Below are 21,839 nucleotides of genomic sequence, written 5' to 3'. Positions count from 1 at the left end.
ACCTAAAGTCACAGCGAAACACTTTTCAAACAACCTTTAAGGTTTATGCATATACGAATACTATGGGTGTTAGCGCTGACTAGCCTACTGGTTTTACTAAGACCCTGTAATACACAAGCGGTAAATTTAGGCTACACCAATGGTAAGTCAGGTATATATTCCTCTGCTGTGCAACTGCTGACTGTTAATTCTAAGCAGATATTACCAGTTCAGCAGTCAGATTTAGTCTTTCCAGATTATTTACAGCGATCGCATATTATCAGCGTCTATGAGGAGAAAGTTGCCCAATCTCCCAATTCCTCAATATTTTTACGTCTGTTGGCTGATCAATATTTGAGGCGCTTTCGAGAAATGGCAGATGTGGAAGATGTGTTACGAGCAGAACAAGCGGCACGTAGATCCCTGGCACTACAGTAAATAAGTTTTACAACTTCAAACTAGAAAACTGAGCAAGAAGTGGGCAAGTTTTGGTCTGGAAAGTGAGTAGTAGAAGCTAATAAGCTGTGAGGCACTTCGGTAGTAACCGCACTATTTACATATACAATACTAGATACAAAACACCTCAAGAAGGGCAACTATGAGAATAAATGCTCGGAGTATCACCTGTTTTATACCAACTGAAGTCTGGGTACTTCTAGATAAACTAGTGCAAAATATGGCATTTTTTCCGATTAAGCGATCGCTGACTAGAGCTACTCGTTTTTTTCGTACCCTAGTGGCATTTGTCGCTATTTTGCTAGTAGTCCTAATCTATGCAACCCCTAAAGCTTTGGCTTCAGATCACCAGGACACAACTTTTCTTGCCACTAAGCTGACTGCTGCGGATCTGACAGATTTGTATGTGTTTAAGAGTCCGACAAACGCCAAAAATGTTGTCTTAGTAATGGATTTCGACCCTCTGATCGTTTCTGGTGAAATGAGACCATTCGATCCAAATGTTCTTTATCAATTTAAGATTGATAACACTGGCGACAGTATTGAAGATGTCGTACTTCAATTCAATATAAGTGGTAAAGGCTCATACCAAACTGTCACAGTCCGCGGTCCAAGTAGTCCAATCAAAGTAGGAACAAAGTCAGCTTTGCTTCCAGTAAGTTGGACAGGGGAACTCAACCAAACATTCTCCGCATATAACGGCATGAAGTTCTTTGTTGGCACACGGAAAGACCCGTTCTTTTTCGATCTAGAACAGTTCTTTAAAATCATCCCGGATCGGAACTATAGCCTTCAGCCTAATCCCAGTCCTCCCTTCCAAGTTCTTTCCTTTAGACCACTTGGACAAGCAAAAGACACCCTAGCCCCATTCAATGTCCACTCAATTATTGTCGAGCTACCCAGGAAACTGCTTGGTAGTGGCAAGATTGGTGCTTGGATGACAACTAGTGTTAAAACTCCTAGACTCAGAAATGGTCATTTTGCTCAAATTGAGCGATTAGCAGTTCCAGCCCTGAATGAACTTTTTATGGACTTCAAAGCTCATAATAATAGTAATCTTCAGACACCAACTAAAGATGCTAATAACCAATCGCAATTCATTAAATCCTTTGTAAAAGCGATTGGTAGACCTGAAGGTATAGCCGATGCAGTTATCTCAGTGGCGATTCCTGATGTTATCCAAGCTGACCTTTCTAAACCTAGCGGTAGTTATTTTGGGACTCAGTTAGGCAAAAATTTTGGTGGTAGAAGACCAAAAGATGACGTAATCGATGTAACAGCATCTGTTGTCTTTGGTAATGCAGTTACAGGGATTACTGAAGGACAAATTCCGGGGCTGACTAGCGATAATGTTGGGCCTAATAATGCCAACTTTCTTCCTACCTTCCCTTATTTAGGTAATCCTTTGTAAGGTTTATGCATCTACGAATACTATGGGTGTTAGCGCTGACTAGCCTACTGGTTTTACTAAGACCCTGTAATACACAAGCGGTAAATTTAGGCTACACCAATGGTAAGTCAGGTATATATTCCTCTGCTGTGCAACTGCTGACTGTTAATTCTAAGCAGATATTACCAGTTCAGCAGTCAGATTTAGTCTTTCCAGATTATTTACAGCGATCGCATATTATCAGCGTCTATGAGGAGAAAGTTGCCCAATCTCCCAATTCCTCAATATTTTTACGTCTGTTGGCTGATCAATATTTGAGGCGCTTTCGAGAAATGGCAGATGTGGAAGATGTGTTACGAGCAGAACAAGCGGCACGTAGATCCCTGGCACTACAGCCGTATCATAATCAGGTTTCTTCCATGCTCTTAGCATCAGCTTTACTATCTCAACATCAGTTTCGGTCAGCTTTAGATGTGTTAAATAACACTCAAAACCCATCTCTTGATAATCCCAATATTGTCTCACTCAGGGCATCGATTCTGATGGAGTTGGGCGACTATGAAGCAACTCATCAACTCTTGCAGAACCTTGCACAGGAAGAATCGAACTCTGGTCATAACGCAGTTGTTGCCCGTTACTTAGAGTTAACTGGCAATCTAGCCTCGGCACGGCAACTGTTAAATGAGGCTATGCAGGAGATGGACTCTTTCTACACAATCAGCGCAGAAACTCGTGCTTGGTTTCATGTGCGGACTGGGGATCTTGCTTTTGCAGCCGGGGATTTTGCCCTGTCTGAGCAGCGATATCAGGAAGCTCTTGACCTCTTCCCACGGCATATAGCTGCGTTTACAGGATTAGCCCGCCTCTATGCGGCCCAGCATCGCTGGCAGGATGCTCTGAATGCAGCAAACCAGGGTATAGAACTGATGCCACAGGTGGAAACGCTGGGGTATAAGGCTGATGCTCAACTAGCTCTGGGAGACCAAAAAGGCGCAACTGAAACTGAAGATTTGATCGGGGTAGTAGCTTACCTGAGCAAAGTTAAAGGAATCTACGATCGCGCTTTGGCAGTTTACTACACCGAACACGGAATTCATTTAACAGAGGCACTACAGATTGCTCGTAGTGAAGTAGCAGTGCGAGACGATGTATATGCAGAGGATACTTTGGCTTGGGCAGCTGCGGCTAATGGGCAATGGCAAGAAGCCCAAAGGGCAGCACAACGGGCAACTCGCTTCGGGACAGAGGATGCCTTGCTGCAATTCCATGCTGGCATGATTGCGCTTCACTTAAATAACCGTGAGTCAGCAATAAAGCGACTAACTCAAGCTGTTAGCCTCAATCCTCAATTTCATCACAAGTATGCTGATCAAGCTCGTCAAGTTTTGGCAAACCTAACGCGCTCTGTCTCTCAAAATAACCTCTCCCACTCCTAACGCTATAGGGAGTTCTTTATGAAAAAGCTGCTGTATCGCTTGGCTTGGAGTACTGCAATTATCGCAATATGTTTTTTTTGGATGCCGAGGGCAAATGCCCATCCTTTAGGCAATTTCACCATCAATCACTACGCAGGAGTGCAGGTTGCGCTGGATGGTGTAGGGATTGATTATGTTCTAGACATGGCAGAAATTCCTGCTTTTCAAGAAATTAATCAGTTCGATACCAATCACAACCGCAAAGCTGAACCTGTAGAGACTGTTCAATACCCTGACCAAAAATGCCAGGAAGTCAACTCACATCTGGAACTGTTGATCAATAAACAACCTTTAGCACTGTCTTTGATAAAATCAACAGTCGAATTTCCTCCAGGTGTAGGAGGATTATCTACACTGCGGCTGAGTTGTAATTTTCATGGAACAACGGAGTTAGTCGGTGCGAATCAGTTAATATTTGAAGATCAGTTTTATCCACAGCGCTTGGGCTGGCGTGAGATTACTGTGGTTGCAAATGGCGTTCCTATTCAAGGTGATTTCACCTCTTTGAGTATTACCAACCGCTTGAAAGATTACCCCACGGACTTACTCAGCAGTCCTCTCGACCAGCGTCGGATTGAGTTTAAACTCGATCCGTCTGTGACATCTAGTCAACAAGCGCCTCCACAGGAAGTTAAATCATCCAGCCGCTTAGATAATGCTTTGACAGGAAGAAGCAACGATGTCTTTACTAGCCTGATTACTCAGGAAAATCATAATTTCTTGACTATTCTAATAGCTCTAGCGATCGCCTTTTTATGGGGTGGTTTACATGCTCTATCCCCTGGTCATGGGAAAACGATAGTCGGTGCTTATTTGGTGGGTTCCCGTAGTAATGCCCAACATGCCCTATTCCTGGGGCTGATTGTAACGATTACCCATACAGCTGGCATATTTGCTCTAGGGCTGGTCACTCTTGGCACATCTCAGTTTATATTGACAGAGCAATTGTACCCTTGGTTAAGCGTCCTCTCTGGGGTACTGGTAACTGTAATTGGTCTGAATTTGTTTATCAGTCGATTGCAAGGGACTCAGGTTTCTCATTCACATGACCATGTACATAGTCATGAACACAGCCACGACTTGCATCATCACCAGACGCTCGATGACTCGCTACCGCTTCGCTATCACCATGACCACAACCATGTACACCATGAGCATTCCCATCTACCGCCTGACGGTGATCTAAGTTCCATGAAGTGGTCTAGCCTCCTAGCGCTGGGAATATCGGGCGGCTTGTTACCTTGTCCTTCAGCCTTAGTAGTGTTGCTGAGTGCGATCGCAATGGGACGAATTGGCTTTGGATTAGCGCTGGTATCTGCCTTTAGCTTAGGTCTAGCAGCAGTATTAACTGGAATCGGGTTAATGCTGGTCTACGCCAAGGATCGGTTTGAGGATTTACCATTCCAGATACCCAAGATTAAAATGTTACCAGTCGCAAGCGCCTTATGTATCACCCTAATTGGCTTAGGCATTACTTCCCAGGCTTTGCTAGCTCATCCCTGGAACTAGATGAAAGTGCAGAATACAAAAGCATTCAGTTTTGTCAAATAACCCTGAACAACTAGATGTCAGAAAATCTTATTTTGAGGAAAATATGAAACGATTTATCTTCATCTCTTTAATAACTGCTTTGTGCATAATCGGCTACTTTGAAATTAGCTTATCACAGGCTGAAAAACTTTTTTGGCTCAATTTGAGTCTTTGAAATCCTGCTCACAAAATCATTTTGCACTTCGCACTCAGAATTTTGCTGATTAGTACATTTGTCGGGGCGTATTGCAATACGCCCCAATGATGGGATATTCTTTTAAATTCTGCAAAATGGATGGTTTGCGTTTCTCGCCATACCATAAAGAGGGCAATTTCATGCTTAATTCAGAGGGTTATACTCTGAGAGTAGATGATCTAAAAGCTTACCTTCGTAATGATTTAAATATGAAGCTGATGTTCCTAATTCCTGTAACTTATGGTAAATAAAATCACGTTCAAATGTTTCGATACGTTCTTCTAAGTTTCCATAGAGTTCCTGAAAGGTGAACTCAGTTGCTAAAGCTAAGGTAATTTGTTCTCGGTCTTTACCAAGTGACCGACCGTTGAATTGATAATCACCTTGAGAATGCTGGGATAGTAGCCCAAGAGCGATCGCTAAAAGCAAGGTTTGATAAGCTAGTTTTAATTCCCTGCCAGAACCAATTTCTTCTGGGATTAAATCAGGAATATTCTCGTCTGTCTCGATTTGTTCGCTCTGAGTCCGTTCATAGCAATCTCGATAATACTCAATTTGACTGAGAAAATAAGCCGGAAAGCCCAACGAACGGGTCAAAACATACAACCGCCGCTTATCTTCAGTTACCAAGGCGTTAAAAGTGCGACTAAATCCACTGTAAAACGCAAATATTTGTTCCTTATCTTTTGCTCCCACCCAGAGGGTAATCTCTCGTTGAGAAGTTGGGTTTAAGTTAATGTCAATATCCTGAATTTGCAGTAACAAGTTAGCGTTATTATAAAGTTGATTCAAACGCAAATTTGCAGTGTTTTCAGCAATTAAACCTGATTGTTTTAATACTTCCCCAATAGATAAATTGCTCAATTGCTCGAACTGCTGGCAAGCAAAAGAGATAAGTTGGTTCTTAAATACTTCAGCAGAAATTTTCCACGCCTGAGAGCGGCTAATTTGTTCTTTAGTGAATGTTTCAGTTGTTAGTGTGGTAAGGAAATTTTGGTAATAAGCATCAATATCGGCATCGGTAAGAACTGTGAGTCTAATTTCTGAGAACTTTGTCGTAGCTTGATCGCGTTGAGCAACCAAATCATTGTATATGTCAGACAAGTCAGTAAGAGTTTGCCGTAAAGTCTCAGCCCTTTGTTTAGCTGTTTTAATCAGATAATTCAATGCCTCGACGCGGAGATTTTGGGCGTATAAATCATACTCCAACTTTAATTGTTCATTATAGTTGCGACGTAGTTCTACGATGGTTGCTTTAACAGTGCTTTCTAGTCGTTTAATTTGTTTCTGAGCCTTTTGAATGCGATCGCGGATATTAGTGCTGTACTTCAGCCAAACGATACCCAAGTAAGTTAAAATTGTTACCGCAGTCCAAAGCAGATAAGTAACTAAGTTAGCCCAAAATTTTTGCAATAATAGCCATAGTGTTGATTGACTGAAAATTCCGGTCAAAATCAGCAAGGCTAATAAAGCACCAGTAACTAAGATAGGATAAACGATCAGATATTGTGAGCGAAAACGGTTTTCTTCTGTTAATAGTTCATCTAAATTATCTGTGGCTTTTTCGAGTTGATTTTCAATGGCCGTTAAGTGGTTCTGAGCTACAACGATCGCAGCTTCAGCTTGTTCACGAGCGCGAGCGATCGCCATAAAGCGAATTTGTCGAGCTTGTTCGATTTCGGCATTTAACGCTTGCCGATAGTCAGCAACTGCTGTTTCTAGCTGTTTCTGAGTTGTTTCTAACTCTTGCTGTTGTTCTTCAGATTTTCTTTCAGCTAAACCATCTTGTAATTGTTGCTGCCGCAATTTTAAGGATAGAACTTGGTTAAGCAGCTTTTGAGTGGCTTCTCGATCAATTGTTACCTGCAATCTTGAATCGAGAAATGCTTCAGCCGCACGCAATTCTGTAACCAGATTTTGGGATTGATCGCCAATGGCATCCGTTTGCAGTTCCAAATACAAAAAGGTGAATATGTTTAATAGCCTAACTCCTTCATGTAAGCCTCTAGGTGTAGCATCAACATAACGATTGATGCTGCGATCTAAAAAACTAGTTAGGTTTCCTTGTAATTGTTTGCAACACTTTTCTAGCGTGCGCTTATAGGAAAGTAGCTCTTTATTTTCAAATTGCCGATAAGCACGTTGCAATTCCATCCCATATTCCCGCGCCATCCCTGCATGGATCTCAATACGCGGATTAAAATCTTGCCAAACTGGTTTACCGTTGTCTCGTTCTAATTGCAGAAAAGCATTACTGAAATCTTCGCTGAGGACAAATCCTTTGGCATCTAACAGGCATTTGCGGCTTGCTTCGGGAGTGAATTCTGCCTTTGGTAAAAACTGCTCCCTGATAATATCGGCAGCAAAGGCAGCGCTCAAACGATTAATAGTTGTTTCTCCTGCAAAAAACAATTCTCCATAACCAAATGAACTATAGGCGGGTATTTTCCCCCGCACTTTTTGTGCGCCAAGCAATAAGCCGTTGGTTTCCGGTTCCACAGTGAGAAAACCTGCCAAAGCATCAGCATAACTAGGTAAATTATCCCTTAGTCCGCCAATTCGCCCGTCCATTAGCCAGCAGTTATCAAAAGGCGATACTTTTTGAGCACCTTTAATCACAACTCCACTGGTCATTTTGTAATCTAACTCTTTCAGGAAGGCGTAAGCAGCACCGTAATCAGCATTTGTGGCTTGGGAAAATAACCCTGGTAGTAACAACAAAGCTTCTAAACTGTAAGGAATATCGGCAAAGTAGTTAGAAAATAGCCAACGAATTAAGCGTACTATGTCAAAAACTACTCCCCTAGCAAATTGATTGCTGCCTGACAGCATGAGATATACTCGATGGCTGCTACTGATTTCCACTCCTTGGCGTTTTGCTGCGATCGCTTCTTCTGATTGATTAGCCGTTTTCAATAATTCAATCAGTGCAGTTTGTAGTTCGCCTGTCGCTTCGCTGAACTGGGTACGAATTTTGGAGACATAAGCTTGTTTACTATGAGTTTGAGCGAGATCAAAACTCGTGTCAGCAAACTGATCTAACTCGCCACTAAAGCCAAAAGCTTGACCATCCCAAGTTAAGGTATAAGTTTGAATTAAACAAGTTTGATCGGCTGGAAATTCTTGCAGTTGCCGTTTAATAGTTGCACAAAAAGCGGCACTGTGAGGATCGAGTGCAAGTAAAATAGTTGGTTTTGGCATGGGGACACTCTCAGAGTGCAAACTATAGTGCTAAATAATCACACCTAAATCTTCCAGGTAGGCTTCAATTTCCTGGATTTCCATTTCTACCTGTTCTTGAATCTGGGCATCAACTCTGCGATCTTTTAAAACCTGATTGAGGTGATTGATGTAGTTTTGCAAAGTAAATTTGGCTTTGTCTTGATCTTCGTCGGTAATCCGCTCAACTTTGTCAGCAATTTCCTGAACCAGAGGCAAGTTACGCTTGAAAGCTTGAAATGCTGACTTGCGATCGCCTCCCAAAGGCAAAACTCCGCCCTCTAATTTTTTCGCTTGTTCTGTAGAAACGAAATAGTTTCTACGCTGATTGACAATTAATTTATATGGATCGGGTGCCAGGGCTAAAGCAAACCAACGCAACGCCCCACCGTCGTCTTCTGGAGGAATTAAATTAGCTAAGTTTGTCCAATTGCGATGCAGATGCTTAAAGACTTTGTTCGGATCTAGGTAAGCTGACTCCATATCCTTCATTCCGTTGAAGGCAAATAAGGGAACACCAATTTCTACTCGAAACAGCATCACTTTATGGGGTTCACCTGTTGGTACGAAAGAAGGATTATTATTTCCTTTAGGCAAACGATTAGAAAGAGGCGGATCGCTAAAAATTGTGTTGTTGCTCTCTACTCCGTAGTAATAAAATTCTGTGATTACGTGCTGCTGTTGAACGGGAATTTCCGTTTCTTCATACTGCCAGAGAGGAACTGCAAGTTTGCCAAGTTGTTGCAAATCTTGTCCTGCATCTTCGGGATTACTATCTGCTAAAACCTGCTCAACAGTCATACTGGTGAGAGGATAGTAAGCTTCATTTACAAATTTTAGAATTTCGTTCTTGACATCTTCAGCTTTTTTGTCAGACCAATTCGTTAAAGTTTGAGACTGTTCTCGATGCCAACGGATAAAATCTTCGCCAGTAACTTTGGGGCGTTTCGATTGCAGATTGATGCGCCCAATTGTGTGAATAAAAGGATTATCGTTACTTCCTTGACGGTTGACCTCGTGATAACTCTGTTCTAAATCTCGATAAACTTTATCTAAATTGCTGTGCAGACGCTGGCACTTTTCCTGAATTTCTTCCAGCCTAGTCCGCAGCACACCATAGAGTTCAGCCGCTTTATCACACCGCTTCCAATGTAAATAAGTCTTCCACTTTTGGTCAGCCCGTTCTTTGTATCTTTGGCAAGCTGCTTGAATAGTATTTTTATTTGAAAACCAAGTTTCTGCGGCTTCTTTAATCTTTTCTTCTTGTGGTTCTAATTTCAAAGTATTGAAACTGGTTTTTGCTTCTTGCGACTTGTGCTGCACGCTCTGCTGTAATTCATCCAGTTTTTGGGAAAGTTTGGTTAAAAATTGCAAGGCATAAGCTAGTCCATTGGGACGGTTGAGACTCCGCTCCCACCAAGTTGCGATCGCAGCAGTTGCAGCCTGCTCTAAGCGATAAAAACTCAATCCCAGTTCTTGAGCCGTCCGTTGTTCAAATTGATCCAATTGCCGTTTGTAGAGTTCTTTAATCGTCGTCAAAGCTGTGCGATCATGACGGATTTCGCCAATTCGGAATTCGGGTTTTATTTGTCCACCGCGATCGCTTTCAGTCAACGCATTTAGGATAGTACTAGCATCTGCTAACTTGCAATCTTCTAAAAACCGGGTGACGTCGCTTTCTAAATCGATTGTTAGAGTAGATGCCATTAACTCATTCTTCAACAAGCTTTGAGCATCCTCTAATTTCATCCGCTCGTATTGCTGTACTGGCAGAGTCAAGGTAGCAAAGCCAAAACTACAGTAATTTATATTGCGTCCTCGAACTTTTTCACCATTTGCCAAATAAGCGCGAATGTTATCAGCAACGTTAGCAGCATCTAGACCAATTTGAGAACCAATCTGGATGTACAAACCATCTGCAACTAAATTTTGCAAATCGTCTGGACGACCGACTACATTTCCATTTTTGTTAACCCCGTCAATTAAAAATACAGCATCAAAGGGAGGGCGATCGGCTTTAACTTTTACGATCCCATAATCAATTTCAATGCTATTAGACGGTGACAATCCCCAAAAGTGTTCGATTTCCTTGAGAGCGCCATAGGCATTAGACTTCACCAAGTGAGTTTGGGGAATATTGGCAAACACTCTGGGTAAAACAAATACCCCCGTAATATTAGAAAAATTATTCAGATGTTCTCGTGTTAAAAATGCCACATCTAAAAATGTGCCACTGCCCGTCCCACCAGCCAAACTGCCAACAATAAAAACTTCGACACCATCCCGACTGGAAACTTGAAAGTTATCTGAAAATGCTTGTGTGTTGGTGCGAATTTCGCGGACAGCATTGATTGCTTGAGAAATTAAACCTTTAATATCGCCTACTCTCGCAAATAAAGCGAGCCGTCCCCGTGCTCGAATCTATTATTCAAAAGTTTGTCTGCCCACTGCTTGACTCAGAGGGTCTTTGGTGTTCAATCCAATTAAATTGCAGCTTAACGTTGTCAATTTCGATGATGTCCTCGTCGTAAAGTTCATCTGTATTTATCTTTTTAGTATTGACAAAAATTACACCTTTCAAACACCGCAAATCTATATTTTTTTTGCCTGCCCGCCAAACTGTGACTAACTCGGCATCAGAATTTGTCGCAGCAATGCCTGGTATCAAATCACTCAGGCATACTCTCCCCTTCTGGAGGTGAGTGAGACTAATTTCTTCGTCTTGGGATGATTGTGGCAGTGGTTCTAGCACTACCAATGCTCCTTCTAAGCGTTTGCGGGTGCGAAAATCTTCGGCTAATTCCAAGGGGGTTTTGCGTTGAATCAAACAAACTACTATCAGGGTAATTAACAACACCAGTAGCCCTAAGAGCAACCAAATGACTATTTTTCGTCCCAATGGCATCAAAATATGCAGATGAACTTCCGCACTGACTGGACTAGTAATTGAGTTATCTGGAGTCAGGACTAAGGTGAAAGTGCGGTCACCTGCAAAACTGCTATCAGTAACCTGCAACTGCACAGGAATTTTAGTTTCTCCTGGTTGTAAGGATATGGCTGCTGAAGGTTCTGCTATAGAGACATCTTTGGAATTGCCTTGTAGCTGTAAGCTGGCTGTTCCAGATATATTGGTGCGAACTACCAAAGTTTGGGTTTCAGTGGTTTTGCCTACCTCTGTTGAGCCAAAATCTATCCTTGTAGGTTGTATTTGTAGTTTCGACTGAATGGTTACAGGTAGGTCAATTGTAATTGGTGCGTAGACGCCTTGCGGCTTGTCGCCAGACATCGCTTGGTCTGCGCTTATCAACACCAAGCGCAAGTTATTAGCGCCCCCCTTTGCCTCTGCTGGTATCTGTAAACGCACGGGAATAACTGTTGCTTGATTCGCAACTAAGTCGATGGTGCGATCGGGTGGAATTAAGCGAATACCACTTTGCTGAGGGTCTTCCAGTTGCAAACTTACCTTAGCATTGACATTACTGATGCTATTAATATTGATTGGTTCAGTAGTTGTTCCAGGTAATACTGACTGCAAATTGGTCGTGGGTAAATTGACATCAAGCTTAGGTGTAATCAGCACTGGTCGGATATTTTGAGCCAGCTTGTTGAGTTGAACTCCTCCCGGATCTCGTAATACCTGTCCCTTTCCGCAAAGCGCTGGATTGCTAGCAAAGTCATTCAGCTGTTTTTCGTGTTCTTTTAATCCTAAAGACACAAAAAATATATAGGGTTTGCATTGTTGCTCTCGTAAAAATTGGGTATTACTAGGAATGAGAACAGGATTAGGAATACCACGCACATCTTCTAATCCATCTGTCAGAAACACTATGCTGACAGTCCGACCAAGAGCATCAGCACGTTTGTTTAACAGGGCGGAATGTTGCAGCGCTTTTTGCACAGCCTTACCTGTATAAGTCCGCACACCCTCAGCCTGAAGTGAGCTAATTATTTGCTTGAGTTTACCTCTGTCTGGATTACTAGTAATCTTGATATCATCTGCATTTAAAGTTACATCTTTGTCAAAAGTATAGATAGTAACGGTATCGCCTAATCTGGCAGTGTTAACAAATTCAGTAATAGAATTCTTTACTGGTTCAAAAATATTTTTCGTTCCACCTACACCACGCATGGAAGCAGAAGTATCTACTACTAAAATCCAGTCAATTCCTCCTTTAGGAGTAGTCTGAGCAAATGCACCACATAAGTTAGGAATTGATATTAGAGCCAAAACAATGATGCTTCGGACTGAACTAAATCTCAACCAACGCTTGAAGTATCTAAAACTCATTGATAGATTTCTCCAGGCAGATAAATATTATATTGGTCTTCCTGAAAGCGATAGATAAAGGGTTTAGATTTAATTTCTTTAATGCCTGCCGATATATTGTTATCCCATCCATCTAATTCTCTTTCCAGCAAACTTATAATTAACAAAATGACAGTTATGATTTGATGCACTAATTCCATCTTATTCTCTAAAAAATGAATGTTTAAGCTGCTATTGAGTTACTAAAATCGATATATAAATTTAATTGTGTAAATTTATAAATACGATATGTGATTTAAAATAAATTTAATTATTTATGCTAAATACGAAATATTTTAGTGATATTTAGCCAATATATTTTGACCTTTTTATCAAGTTTTTCTACTAAAACTTGAATTTACTCAGGACTTACGCACATGTAACGGAAAATCGAACCACAGAGGACGCAGAGGACACGGAGGAATAAGAGTTTGAGAGGTTTTTTGCGTAAGTCCTACTACTGCACGACAATCCTTAAAAGATTGCTGTCCTTATTCTTCCAACAGTTCACTGTTGGTACAACGCTAAGGATAAATTGCTGATTCTTCTCGTGTAAATCCCATTAATAGCCCGATTTTATAGGCAATTTTGCCGATTTTGGGCTGGTTAATTATTTTTTCGTAATTGAAATGTGAATTTATATTACATTCAAAAGGAATGATGTTGATCAGTCTTTTATCAAGTTACATGTTAACTATTTTTAAAAAGAATGTCACGTTTTTGTGGATATTAAAGTCATTAAAAACTCAAAGCTGACCTCTTGGTGCAGTCAGTAAATATATACAAATTAATTGAGATAATTGCCAAGATAATTTTATATTTACGTTTAATTAGCCTTGACAGTGACAACGATAAATTGTTAATGGTTGTAGTTAACAATTTAATCCGCTTGGGTTAAGGCTTAACTCTTTGTCAAAGTCAATTTTTTTAACGTAGACGCAAAGCTGTGAGCCAGTCCGGTGGACGGGTTAAAAGGCATAAAGGAACTAGCTGTCTTCTCTACGAGACGCTCCGCGAACGTAGCGGTAGCGTCCCTTGCGCGTCTCGTAGAGAGGGTACGAGCGTCACCCGTAGGGCTTGCCGCAGGTTACCACCTTTTCTACGAGACACTACGTGAACGCCTTGGTCTGGCAGAGAGCATTCGCCTTTAGTCTGCTAGAGAAGGATGCGAAGGAAGAAATGCTTAACTCAAGCTCATTTTCAGACACTTGTTTTGAAAAATGATACTAAGAATCATGACCAACTAACGGCAACAACAAGCGGCTAACTACTCGATTATCTGGTAATTGATAGAAATTCAACTCTCCTCCCAACTCTTGCATGAGATTTTGACAGATCAGCAGATGTAAACCTGGTGGTTGGTCGAGGTTGGAGGCAGCAAGCACATCTTTGGGTGTATTATTATGTAGTTCTGTGAGTAACTGTGGTTCGATCGCACCGTTATATGTAATCGACAGTTCTAGCGATGTCTGATGATCAGCCGCTACGCTTGCAGTAGAATGATTTGCATCTACTTTTTTAGATGCATTTAAACGGCGACACCAAATATCAATTCTGCCGCCGATTTGAGAATGCTTACAGGCAGTAACCAACAATTCATGCATAACTAATTCAATTTTGACAAGATCACCAGCGATCGCCATTGAAGATTGAGGGCTGGAGGTAGGAACGCCTTTAGTTAATGAAGAGTTGTTTGGCGATTGCTCCTGAATCGGTTGTCCTAAACCATGTACACCAATCCACAGCTTTTGTTGTTTGACTAAATTTTCGATGCGTTCGAGCGATCGCTTCATTAAACTGGCTATGGGCATAGTTTCCCAACTCATGTGTAGCTGCCAATGCTCAAGTTTTAGCATTCCGCTTATGGAGGTGACTGTGTGGTCTAACTGCCGCAGCAATAGTTGGTAGCGCATCTGAGTAAGTTCATTAGCAGGAATACCTAAATCATGTATTTGTCTAAGGGAGTGCGCTGTTATTCTTTGAATTTCCTCTAGGCGACGATGTTTGTACCAGTTAAGTTGTCGTAATTTCTCTGTTGTGGATTCTAGAAGTCGGGTAATTTGCTTTTCACGACGCCACCAGGCTAATTGAGAAATCAGAGTTACTGTCGCACTGAGGTTTTGTTCTGACCAGCGACGCTCTTGATAGTCTGCCAACAACACTACACCTGTGGTTTCATAATCAGCATTGGTACGTAATGCCATCACCAAAATTTGACCTTTGTCTGGAGCATTCAACCATTTTCTAGTTTCTGGGGGTAAATCATCTACCTTCAAAGTCAGGTAACTCTCCGTAGCAAGTGCCCACTGAATTAAGGCTTCAGCCTGGATAGGAATAGATGCATCGGAAAAAATCCCAAATTGACTATTGTCAATTACTCCAGGGATAATTTTTGCCCAACTTTCACCAGGCGACCAGGATAGCAATACCGCTAGGGGACAGCCCAAAATTGATGCTATTTGTTTGAGTGCTGTACGTTCTAAATGATTTTTTTTGACCTCGATTTTGCTGTTCTGGGATTGTGTCAGGATGCGTAGGCATTGCTCAAATGCCTGGGAAGTTTTCTGCTGCTGGGTGGTGCGGTTGTGTAATTGCCACTGACGAAGAATGACACCAATCTGTTGACTGACGGCCCACAGCAATTCCTTTTCCAGAGTTGTCCAAGAACGATGGGTTTCGTGAGTGATCACCAAAAGCGCTGCTGGTATTTGCTCGTGAGTGCATTTACAAACAAGTAGCGATCGCACACCATTCTCTAACAACGAGGGACGCCAATTAAAAAAGCGTAAATCTTCATCTAAGTTCTCAATTTCCACCGCTTGAGTTGAACGTTGCAAAAGCTGCCCATCTAATTCTTTGAGAGTATGAAGCGTAAATGTCAACGGTCGGCGATTATGGGGCTGATTTTGGTAAATAAATTGATAATTATTCTGCTCAGGGTCAAACTGCAACAGCAAAAATCGCGTAGCAGCTAGTCGAACTAAAACTCTTTTAGCACAGTTGTGTAAAGTTTCCTGAAGGTCATGTTCGCTATAAATACCTTGGGCAACTTGGCTAGTCAGTTGGGCATCTTCTTGAATCTGTTTGATGGTGGTTTCCATGCTTTCAGCGGGTGCAACCAGGGAGATTAAACCAGCAACACCTTGGACGAAATTTTTGTCTGTCTCCGTCCAGATCCGAGGTTCATTGCTTTCCACCGCCAGAAAACCTACTAAGTTCTTTTGCCAGATGACAGGAGCTGCCAAGAGCGATCGCACCTTCAGCCGTTGCAGCAATTTTGCCGTAAAATGGCTTTTTAAAGAACTGCGTGCATCACCAATCGAGACAATTTGGTTAACTGTCAAAGCATAATAAAAGTCGCTCAACTCCTGCACCGTCATTCCTGCTGCTTGCTGAGTGCTGGAATTGCGATCAATTTTGACAAGCTGATTGCTCATCCGACACCAAAAGTAGCGCCCTTCCCGCTCAAACCAGTAAACATTTGTGCGGCTGGGGGAGACAAATTTATGAGTTGCTTGCACTGCTGCTTCAAGTCTTTGATTAAGGTTAGTGAGGCTGCGTAAATTTTCCAGCAATTCTAATAATGGCTCCTCAGTTCTCTTGGTTTGTTTGTGCTGCAAAACCATCTCATTTTGAGAAAGCACTGCCCCTAATTCACCTAAAACCATCATCAAACATGCTTTTGCTTCCCCTGTCAGTTGGTAGCCCCAGCGTTCTGAACCTAGTAACAACAAACCCAAGCAACGGTCTTTATAACGAATTGGTAAAATAATCGTTCCCTGAATCTGGAATTTTTGGGCAATTTTTCGCCATTCGGCGGCGCGGATTTCGGTTTGTAAATCAGCTACGCCCAAGGGATGTTGTTCAATCACCACTTGCTCTAATAAATCCCCAGGACTAAGAACAACCCTTTGTCGTAAAAAGCTCGTGTCATGATCAGGTGTGATGCCTCCTTTGCCGAATAATATGTGATTCAGGCGATCGTAAAGAGCAATCCAAATCAGTTTGTAGTCAAATTGTTCCTTGAGATAAGAAATAGTAGTTTCAATCAGAACGTCAACATCATCTTCTTCTCTGAGGCACTGGAGGACACGTCCCAAGGAAAGGATCTGCTGTTCGGCGGCTATAGGTTTTTGCGGCTGCCCCATCTGATTTTTTAGTTTACATAGCTTGTAATATATAAGATGCCCATAAAAGCATCCTGAGTAATATTGCCACGGGTGTTTGCTGAAAGTTCTAAGTAATAAACAGGTTTGTTGAAGTTAGATTATGGAGTGCTAGGGAAATGGGCGAAACTTCTTCCAATGCTCAAGAGGAGCAAAGACAAATCTCAGAGGAAAAGCGAGAGTCTGCTGAAGATAGCAGGCTCTCACAAGAGAAGGAGCGAGAGTCTGCTGAAGATGTCAGGCTATCACAAGAGGGGGAACGACAGCTTGGTGAAGAAATGAGAAATTCTGGCGAACAAATACGGGAGATTGCTGAAGAAGTATGACAAACTAAACAAGAACTTCGACAAGTTAAAGAGGAAGCACGCCAAGCTAAAGAGGAAGCACGCCAAGCTAAAGAGGAAGCACGCCAAGCTAAAGAGGAAGCGCGGCAGTCTACCGAATTCGCGTAGTGTTAAGGATTGAAATGGATATTTATCAACTTGCGATTCGTCCGCTTTTGTTCAATCTAGTAAAAACTGATCCAGAGTGGTTACACCAACAGACGATTCGCAGTTTTAGCTGGCTATCCCAAACAGGCGTTCACCAAAGAGCTAGTTGGGTAAACCAACGCTTAAACCAGTCCTTATGTCTATACGATTCACGCCTAGAACAAAATTTGTTTGGGCTAAACTTCCCAAATCCCGTAGGGTTAGCAGCTGGCTTCGACAAGGATGGAATCGCTGCTGGCATTTGGTCTAACCTGGGTTTTGGCTTTGCAGAACTAGGAACTGTAACTTTTCATGCACAGCCAGGAAATCCCCGTCCCCGTTTGTTTCGCTTGCCGTTGGACAAAGCTGCTCTCAATCGGATGGGCTTTAATAATCGCGGTGCAGCAGCAATGGCGGCACGTTTGGGACAGGAAAAGCAGGAGTTAACCCAGTCAATACCCATAGGGATAAATTTGGGTAAATCTAAGGTAACTCCCTTAGAAGCAGCCGCACAGGATTATCTCGATAGTTTTCGCTTACTCAAAGATTTGGGAGACTATTTTGTTGTTAATGTCTCTTCCCCTAATACACCAGGGTTACGATCGCTCCAAGATGCTTCTATGCTCAGTGCCATCTTGGATTTATTGCAACAAGAAAACATTACACAAAAGCCAATTTTTGTCAAGATAGCACCAGATTTGGATTTGGTGGCGATCGCTGACATTATAACTCTTGCTAAAACCTACCAACTGGCGGGAATTATCGCCACTAACACCACCATCCGCCGTGATGGACTGAAAACCCAGGTGATTGACCAAACTGGCAAATCACCCCAGTTAGAAGCTGGCGGAATTAGCGGTGAACCATTGCGCGATCGCTCCACTGAGGTAATTCGTTTTATTTGGCAGCAAACCCAAGGACAAATCCCGATTATTGGCGTTGGTGGCATCTTTTCTTCCTTTGATGCTTGGGAGAAAATTACTGCTGGTGCTAGCCTGATCCAGGTTTATACAGGTTGGGTTTATGAAGGCCCACTGATGGTACGCCGGATTCTTTTAGATTTGCTTTCCAAGTTAGAACAAAGCGGATTCAATTCCATCAACGAAGCTGTGGGTTCAGAATTCAAAAATCAAAAGTAATTAATATTTTTGATTTTTGAATTTTGAATTGTTATCCTTCTTCCTCTACTGGAAAAAACTCCTTAGTTTTTTCTGAGTATGACCAGGGAATACCATCAGGGTCTTTACTGCGACTCCACTCAGGAAACTCTGGATCATTTCGCCGTTTATAAACCGTGCTGGAATAGACATTTAGCCGTTTGGCAAGTTCAGATTGAATCAGAGAGCCAAAAATTAACTGTTTTTCCAGCGATCGTTTAGCTGACTCATGGGTTGGCTGTGGCAGTAATTCGGTTTCTAGTTCCTCCTGTGGGGTTGGTGGTGGTGGTGGTGCTAGGAGCGTTCGCGCAGTTTTCGTAACTGGTTGAGCAGGAAGTTCTTTAACAGGCTCACTACTGTCAAGAATATTGCCGAGAATGCTGGCAGTTATAAAGTAATAAGACTGCCCTGCACCTTCAGAGTTCACTATACTGGCACCAAATTCCGAGGCTTTACCATCCAAGTAGCGTTTTGCCGTTGTTCCAGTAAAATTGCCCTTGATTGCCAAGTCCATTGGCGTAAGTCTGCCCTGATTTTCGCGAACCAACTGATGAAAAATTGGGTTAACTCGCACAGTCCACTGTTGCCATTGATATTCCTGCCAAAGCTTGAAGCCAATTACCAGCAAAATTACCGCCAGTAAAATTCTCCAGGTAGTAACCAGAAAAATAATCAAAAACGAGATGGGCAAAAGTAGAACGAGAAAAGCCTTGCCGTAATCTTCTATGGGTTTTTCACTCATGCCGATTTTTGCCAAGTGAATTTTAGGAAATAATACTATTATCTTGGCAAAAATTGGAACACTTTTTTGTATCTTTTGGCCAAGTTGCGGCAAATTTGCCGGCAAAACCTTTATTTAGTGGATGTTATACCCTTATCACCCTTATGCTTATCTTCAATTAGTTAGCGAACAAGCAGAAGTTTTTTTCCAGAGAAAAATAAGAGGGTTTTGACAAGAGTGATCGCAATACATCTCAGATAATATCCCTCGAAATTCTAAGCAGCGCCTTGCTTATACCGCTCAGACTTCTCTTTCCAAAGCAATAATTCGTGCATTAGCTTGCCAGACCCTTGACAATAGATAATACGTATGCTACATTAATAATACAAGTCAACTTTCATTAGGGAGTTAGCTTTCACCAGTAGCGGATAGCTCAAATGACAGAGCACCCACCTTGCCCGGAAGGGCCGACATATCGAGGGTTATCGCATATAACTTAAATACCCTTGATCAAACTTCTGGAGGTGCAGGTAAAAATCCTGTTCCGCTACACCAAATTCAATGCTGAGTTCTAAATTGTCATGTAGTGGGTAGCCAAGTGGTAAGGCGCTTAATATCCTTATTCACCCCTTGCCTGCAAAGGCCGACGAATTGAGGGTTATCGTTAAAAACGAGCATTCGCGGGTTCAAATCCCGCTCCACTACACCAAATTTAGTACTGAGTGCTGGAATTTCAATTTTGAATTTTGAATTTATATGTGGCGGGTAGCTCAGAGGTAGAGCGCTAAACATCCTTCTTCACCCCTTGCCTGAAAAGGCCGACGAATTAGGGTTATCGAATAGGGTTCGAGAGGTCGCGGGTTCAAATCCCGCTCCGCTACACCAAATAATTTTAGATTTTGGATTGAATTTAAAATCCAAAATCTAAAATCCAAAATCCAAAATTTTCATGTGGCAGGTAGCTCAGTTGGTAGAGCGCCGAAAAACATCCTTGTTCACACCTTGCCTGAAAAGGCCGACGAATTAGGGTTATCGCCTCTTAAGCCGGATGTCGCAGGTTCAAGTCCTGCTCTGCCACCTTTCATTTTTGCCCGCAAGGGCCGGGAGATGAAGCGATGAATTACAATTTTTTCACTAACAAAAAGACTACAACACCCCAAAATCAGCCTATCCCCGGACGGGAAGCAGAAATGGTTCAGGGACGTTCCGGCGGCTTTATGTTTGATGCTGGTATTTGGAAAATGCTGCGCCGTTGTTTGTTAGTTGGCACAGCAAAAAGCACTTACTACGCTGGTAAACAGGAATTAACTGAGGATTTTGTGACAGTTGTCAGACAAGCTGTTGCTGAAAATCCCGGTCGTGTAGCGGAAGAAATTTTGTATGCTAGCGATGGACGCGCCATAAATAACAGTGCGCCTATCTTAGCTTTGGTGCTGTTGTCGATGGATGAAGCACCAGAAGCAAAACAGGCGTTTGGTGAAATCTTCCCGCAAGTTGTCCGCACTGGTAGCCACTTCTACGAATGGTTGAACTACACCAAATCTCTGCGGGGATTTGGCAAAGTAGTGCGGGAAGCTGGTAAAACTTGGCTCTCACGGGAAGATGTCAAGGGTTTAGCTTATCAACTGTTGAAATATCAACAGCGTCAAGGCTTCTCCCACCGAGATGCGTTGCGGTTGTTTCATGTCAAACCGCCTACAGAAAATCACCGTCAACTATTTGAGTGGGTAGTTAGAGGCTGGGAAAAATTGCCAGCAGACATCCCTTCGGAGGCGTTGGCGCAGATTTGGTGGTATGAGTGGCTGAAGCGAAATCCAACCCAAACCCATGAAGCTATTTCCCAAGGGCGCTTAACCCACGAAATGGCTGCACCTGTGGGCAAAATGGACAAGGTTGCTTGGCAGCTGCTATTTCAGGAAATGCCAATAGGTGCAATGCTGCGTAACTTGGGTTCTTTAACTGAACTGGGCGTGTTGCGAACCGATGAAAGCGCCAATTTGCTCCATGTGGAAGCAGTTCTTAATCGCAGAGAACATCTGCGTAAAGGTCGCATCCATCCGATTGATGTTTTGAAAGCACTCAAAACTTATGAATCTGGTGGAACATTAGGACGCAGTAAGAAGACTTGGAATCCAGTTCCTCGGATTGTGGACATCTTAGAAAAGGCGGTTGAACTGTCTTTTGATGTTGTGCAACCCACACGTAAAGTGTTCATGCACGCCGTAGACGTTTCTGGTTCTATGGGTAGCTTGGTTGCAGATATGGGGCTGAGTTGCTGTGAAATTGCCACCACAATGGCACTAGTAACAGCAAAAGCAGAGAAAAACTACATGATTCGCGGCTTTGCTACCGAATTCCGTGAATTAGATATCACCGCCAAAGATAGTTTTAGTTCTGCGGTTCGCAAAGCTAGCAACCAAAACTTTGGTGGAACGGATGCATCTGTGGCTTACGACTGGATGATTAAAAACAAGTTCAAGGCGGATGTTGTCTGTTTTTGGACTGACTCAGAAAGCTGGGCTGGGAATAAGCATCCAAGTCAAGCGTTGAAACAGTACCGGAAAAAGGTAAATCCCAACGTCAAGGCGGTGTATGTTAGCTTGACACCTTACCAAATTACTTTGGTAGATCCTGAAGATTCGCTGTCTTGGGATTTGGCAGGGTTCGATCCGGGTACGCCTCGGATTATCCAGATGCTGGCTACGAATGAGTTGTAAATATTGCTGAAGGGTAAAGGATGAAACACTTTATCTTTCATACTTCATGGCGGGTTA

General features: G+C 42.5%; 13 protein-coding genes and 4 tRNA genes. 11 read left to right on the top strand and 6 right to left on the bottom strand.

Annotated features, from left to right (window positions below; translation table 11 throughout):
* Positions 1-45: 45 nt before the first annotated feature.
* From V7K85_RS26335 to V7K85_RS26320, 4 genes are all read left to right on the top strand, one after another.
* Complete coding sequence (locus tag V7K85_RS26335; RefSeq protein WP_334818062.1) at positions 46-417, top strand: hypothetical protein; 372 nt, start codon at positions 46-48, stop codon at positions 415-417.
* 160 nt (positions 418-577) lie between these two features.
* The gene (locus V7K85_RS26330; RefSeq protein WP_334818060.1) at positions 578-1,846 is read left to right on the top strand and encodes a DUF4331 domain-containing protein; all 1,269 of its coding nucleotides are present in this window, start codon (positions 578-580) and stop codon (positions 1,844-1,846) included.
* Positions 1,847-1,851: 5 nt separating this feature from the next.
* The gene (locus V7K85_RS26325; protein WP_334818057.1) at positions 1,852-3,261 is read left to right on the top strand and encodes a tetratricopeptide repeat protein; all 1,410 of its coding nucleotides are present in this window, start codon (positions 1,852-1,854) and stop codon (positions 3,259-3,261) included.
* A gap of 18 nt (positions 3,262-3,279) precedes the next feature.
* Complete coding sequence (locus tag V7K85_RS26320; protein ID WP_334818055.1) at positions 3,280-4,809, top strand: nickel/cobalt transporter; 1,530 nt, start codon at positions 3,280-3,282, stop codon at positions 4,807-4,809.
* Positions 4,810-5,170: 361 nt separating this feature from the next.
* On the opposite strand, the gene V7K85_RS26315 is transcribed toward V7K85_RS26320, so the two are convergent.
* From V7K85_RS26315 to V7K85_RS26295, 5 genes are all read right to left on the bottom strand, one after another.
* The gene (locus V7K85_RS26315) at positions 5,171-8,227 is read right to left on the bottom strand and encodes a hypothetical protein (RefSeq protein WP_334818053.1); all 3,057 of its coding nucleotides are present in this window, start codon (positions 8,225-8,227) and stop codon (positions 5,171-5,173) included.
* Positions 8,228-8,257: 30 nt separating this feature from the next.
* The gene (locus tag V7K85_RS26310) at positions 8,258-10,666 is read right to left on the bottom strand and encodes a tubulin-like doman-containing protein (protein ID WP_334818093.1); all 2,409 of its coding nucleotides are present in this window, start codon (positions 10,664-10,666) and stop codon (positions 8,258-8,260) included.
* A gap of 7 nt (positions 10,667-10,673) precedes the next feature.
* Positions 10,674-12,533 (bottom strand): vWA domain-containing protein, encoded by a 1,860-nt coding sequence (locus tag V7K85_RS26305; RefSeq protein ID WP_334818051.1) that lies wholly within the window; start codon positions 12,531-12,533, stop codon positions 10,674-10,676.
* Positions 12,530-12,712: a hypothetical protein gene (locus V7K85_RS26300; RefSeq protein WP_334818049.1), complete on the bottom strand. Its 183-nt coding sequence runs from the start codon at positions 12,710-12,712 to the stop codon at positions 12,530-12,532. The genes V7K85_RS26305 and V7K85_RS26300 overlap by 4 nt, the downstream gene beginning before the upstream one ends.
* Positions 12,713-13,777: 1,065 nt before the next feature.
* Positions 13,778-16,699 (bottom strand): GAF domain-containing protein, encoded by a 2,922-nt coding sequence (locus tag V7K85_RS26295; protein ID WP_334818047.1) that lies wholly within the window; start codon positions 16,697-16,699, stop codon positions 13,778-13,780.
* A 137-nt stretch (positions 16,700-16,836) separates the two neighbouring features.
* Here V7K85_RS26295 and V7K85_RS26290 point away from each other — a divergent pair, with 137 nt between their 5' ends.
* The gene (locus V7K85_RS26290) at positions 16,837-17,043 is read left to right on the top strand and encodes a hypothetical protein (RefSeq protein WP_334818045.1); all 207 of its coding nucleotides are present in this window, start codon (positions 16,837-16,839) and stop codon (positions 17,041-17,043) included.
* A 140-nt stretch (positions 17,044-17,183) separates the two neighbouring features.
* The gene (locus tag V7K85_RS26285) at positions 17,184-18,326 is read left to right on the top strand and encodes a quinone-dependent dihydroorotate dehydrogenase (protein WP_334818043.1); all 1,143 of its coding nucleotides are present in this window, start codon (positions 17,184-17,186) and stop codon (positions 18,324-18,326) included.
* A 31-nt stretch (positions 18,327-18,357) separates the two neighbouring features.
* On the opposite strand, the gene V7K85_RS26280 is transcribed toward V7K85_RS26285, so the two are convergent.
* Positions 18,358-19,086 carry a hypothetical protein gene (locus V7K85_RS26280; protein ID WP_334818041.1) on the bottom strand — a complete coding sequence of 243 codons (729 nt, stop codon included), beginning with the start codon at positions 19,084-19,086 and terminating at the stop codon, positions 18,358-18,360.
* 400 nt (positions 19,087-19,486) lie between these two features.
* Here V7K85_RS26280 and V7K85_RS26275 point away from each other — a divergent pair.
* The 5 genes from V7K85_RS26275 (at position 19,487) to V7K85_RS26255 (ending at position 21,782) form a co-directional block, all read left to right on the top strand.
* Positions 19,487-19,620 (top strand) — tRNA-OTHER (locus tag V7K85_RS26275).
* A 28-nt stretch (positions 19,621-19,648) separates the two neighbouring features.
* A tRNA-OTHER gene (locus tag V7K85_RS26270) sits at positions 19,649-19,774 on the top strand.
* A gap of 49 nt (positions 19,775-19,823) precedes the next feature.
* Positions 19,824-19,950 (top strand) — tRNA-OTHER (locus V7K85_RS26265).
* A 67-nt stretch (positions 19,951-20,017) separates the two neighbouring features.
* Positions 20,018-20,143: transfer RNA gene (locus V7K85_RS26260), tRNA-OTHER, on the top strand.
* Between the two features lie 37 nt (positions 20,144-20,180).
* On the top strand, positions 20,181-21,782 hold the full coding sequence (locus V7K85_RS26255; protein WP_334818039.1) for a TROVE domain-containing protein: 1,602 nt from the start codon (positions 20,181-20,183) through the stop codon (positions 21,780-21,782).
* Positions 21,783-21,839 lie beyond the last annotated feature (57 nt).

Source organism: Nostoc sp., from assembly GCF_036917615.1.
GTDB lineage: Bacteria > Cyanobacteriota > Cyanobacteriia > Cyanobacteriales > Nostocaceae > Nostoc.
This window is presented reverse-complemented; position numbering and strand designations above follow the sequence as displayed.

Excerpts from the sequence above, each read along its gene's own strand:
- V7K85_RS26335 (WP_334818062.1), top strand. The coding sequence starts at position 46 with ATGCATATACGAATACTATGGGTGTTAGCGCTGACTAGCCTACTGGTT.
- V7K85_RS26330 (WP_334818060.1), top strand. The coding sequence starts at position 578 with ATGAGAATAAATGCTCGGAGTATCACCTGTTTTATACCAACTGAAGTC.
- V7K85_RS26325 (WP_334818057.1), top strand. The coding sequence starts at position 1,852 with ATGCATCTACGAATACTATGGGTGTTAGCGCTGACTAGCCTACTGGTT.
- V7K85_RS26320 (WP_334818055.1), top strand. The coding sequence starts at position 3,280 with ATGAAAAAGCTGCTGTATCGCTTGGCTTGGAGTACTGCAATTATCGCA.
- V7K85_RS26315 (WP_334818053.1), bottom strand. The coding sequence starts at position 8,227 with ATGCCAAAACCAACTATTTTACTTGCACTCGATCCTCACAGTGCCGCT.
- V7K85_RS26305 (WP_334818051.1), bottom strand. The coding sequence starts at position 12,533 with ATGAGTTTTAGATACTTCAAGCGTTGGTTGAGATTTAGTTCAGTCCGA.
- V7K85_RS26300 (WP_334818049.1), bottom strand. The coding sequence starts at position 12,712 with ATGGAATTAGTGCATCAAATCATAACTGTCATTTTGTTAATTATAAGT.
- V7K85_RS26295 (WP_334818047.1), bottom strand. The coding sequence starts at position 16,699 with ATGGGGCAGCCGCAAAAACCTATAGCCGCCGAACAGCAGATCCTTTCC.
- V7K85_RS26290 (WP_334818045.1), top strand. The coding sequence starts at position 16,837 with ATGGGCGAAACTTCTTCCAATGCTCAAGAGGAGCAAAGACAAATCTCA.
- V7K85_RS26285 (WP_334818043.1), top strand. The coding sequence starts at position 17,184 with ATGGATATTTATCAACTTGCGATTCGTCCGCTTTTGTTCAATCTAGTA.
- V7K85_RS26280 (WP_334818041.1), bottom strand. The coding sequence starts at position 19,086 with ATGAGTGAAAAACCCATAGAAGATTACGGCAAGGCTTTTCTCGTTCTA.
- V7K85_RS26255 (WP_334818039.1), top strand. The coding sequence starts at position 20,181 with ATGAATTACAATTTTTTCACTAACAAAAAGACTACAACACCCCAAAAT.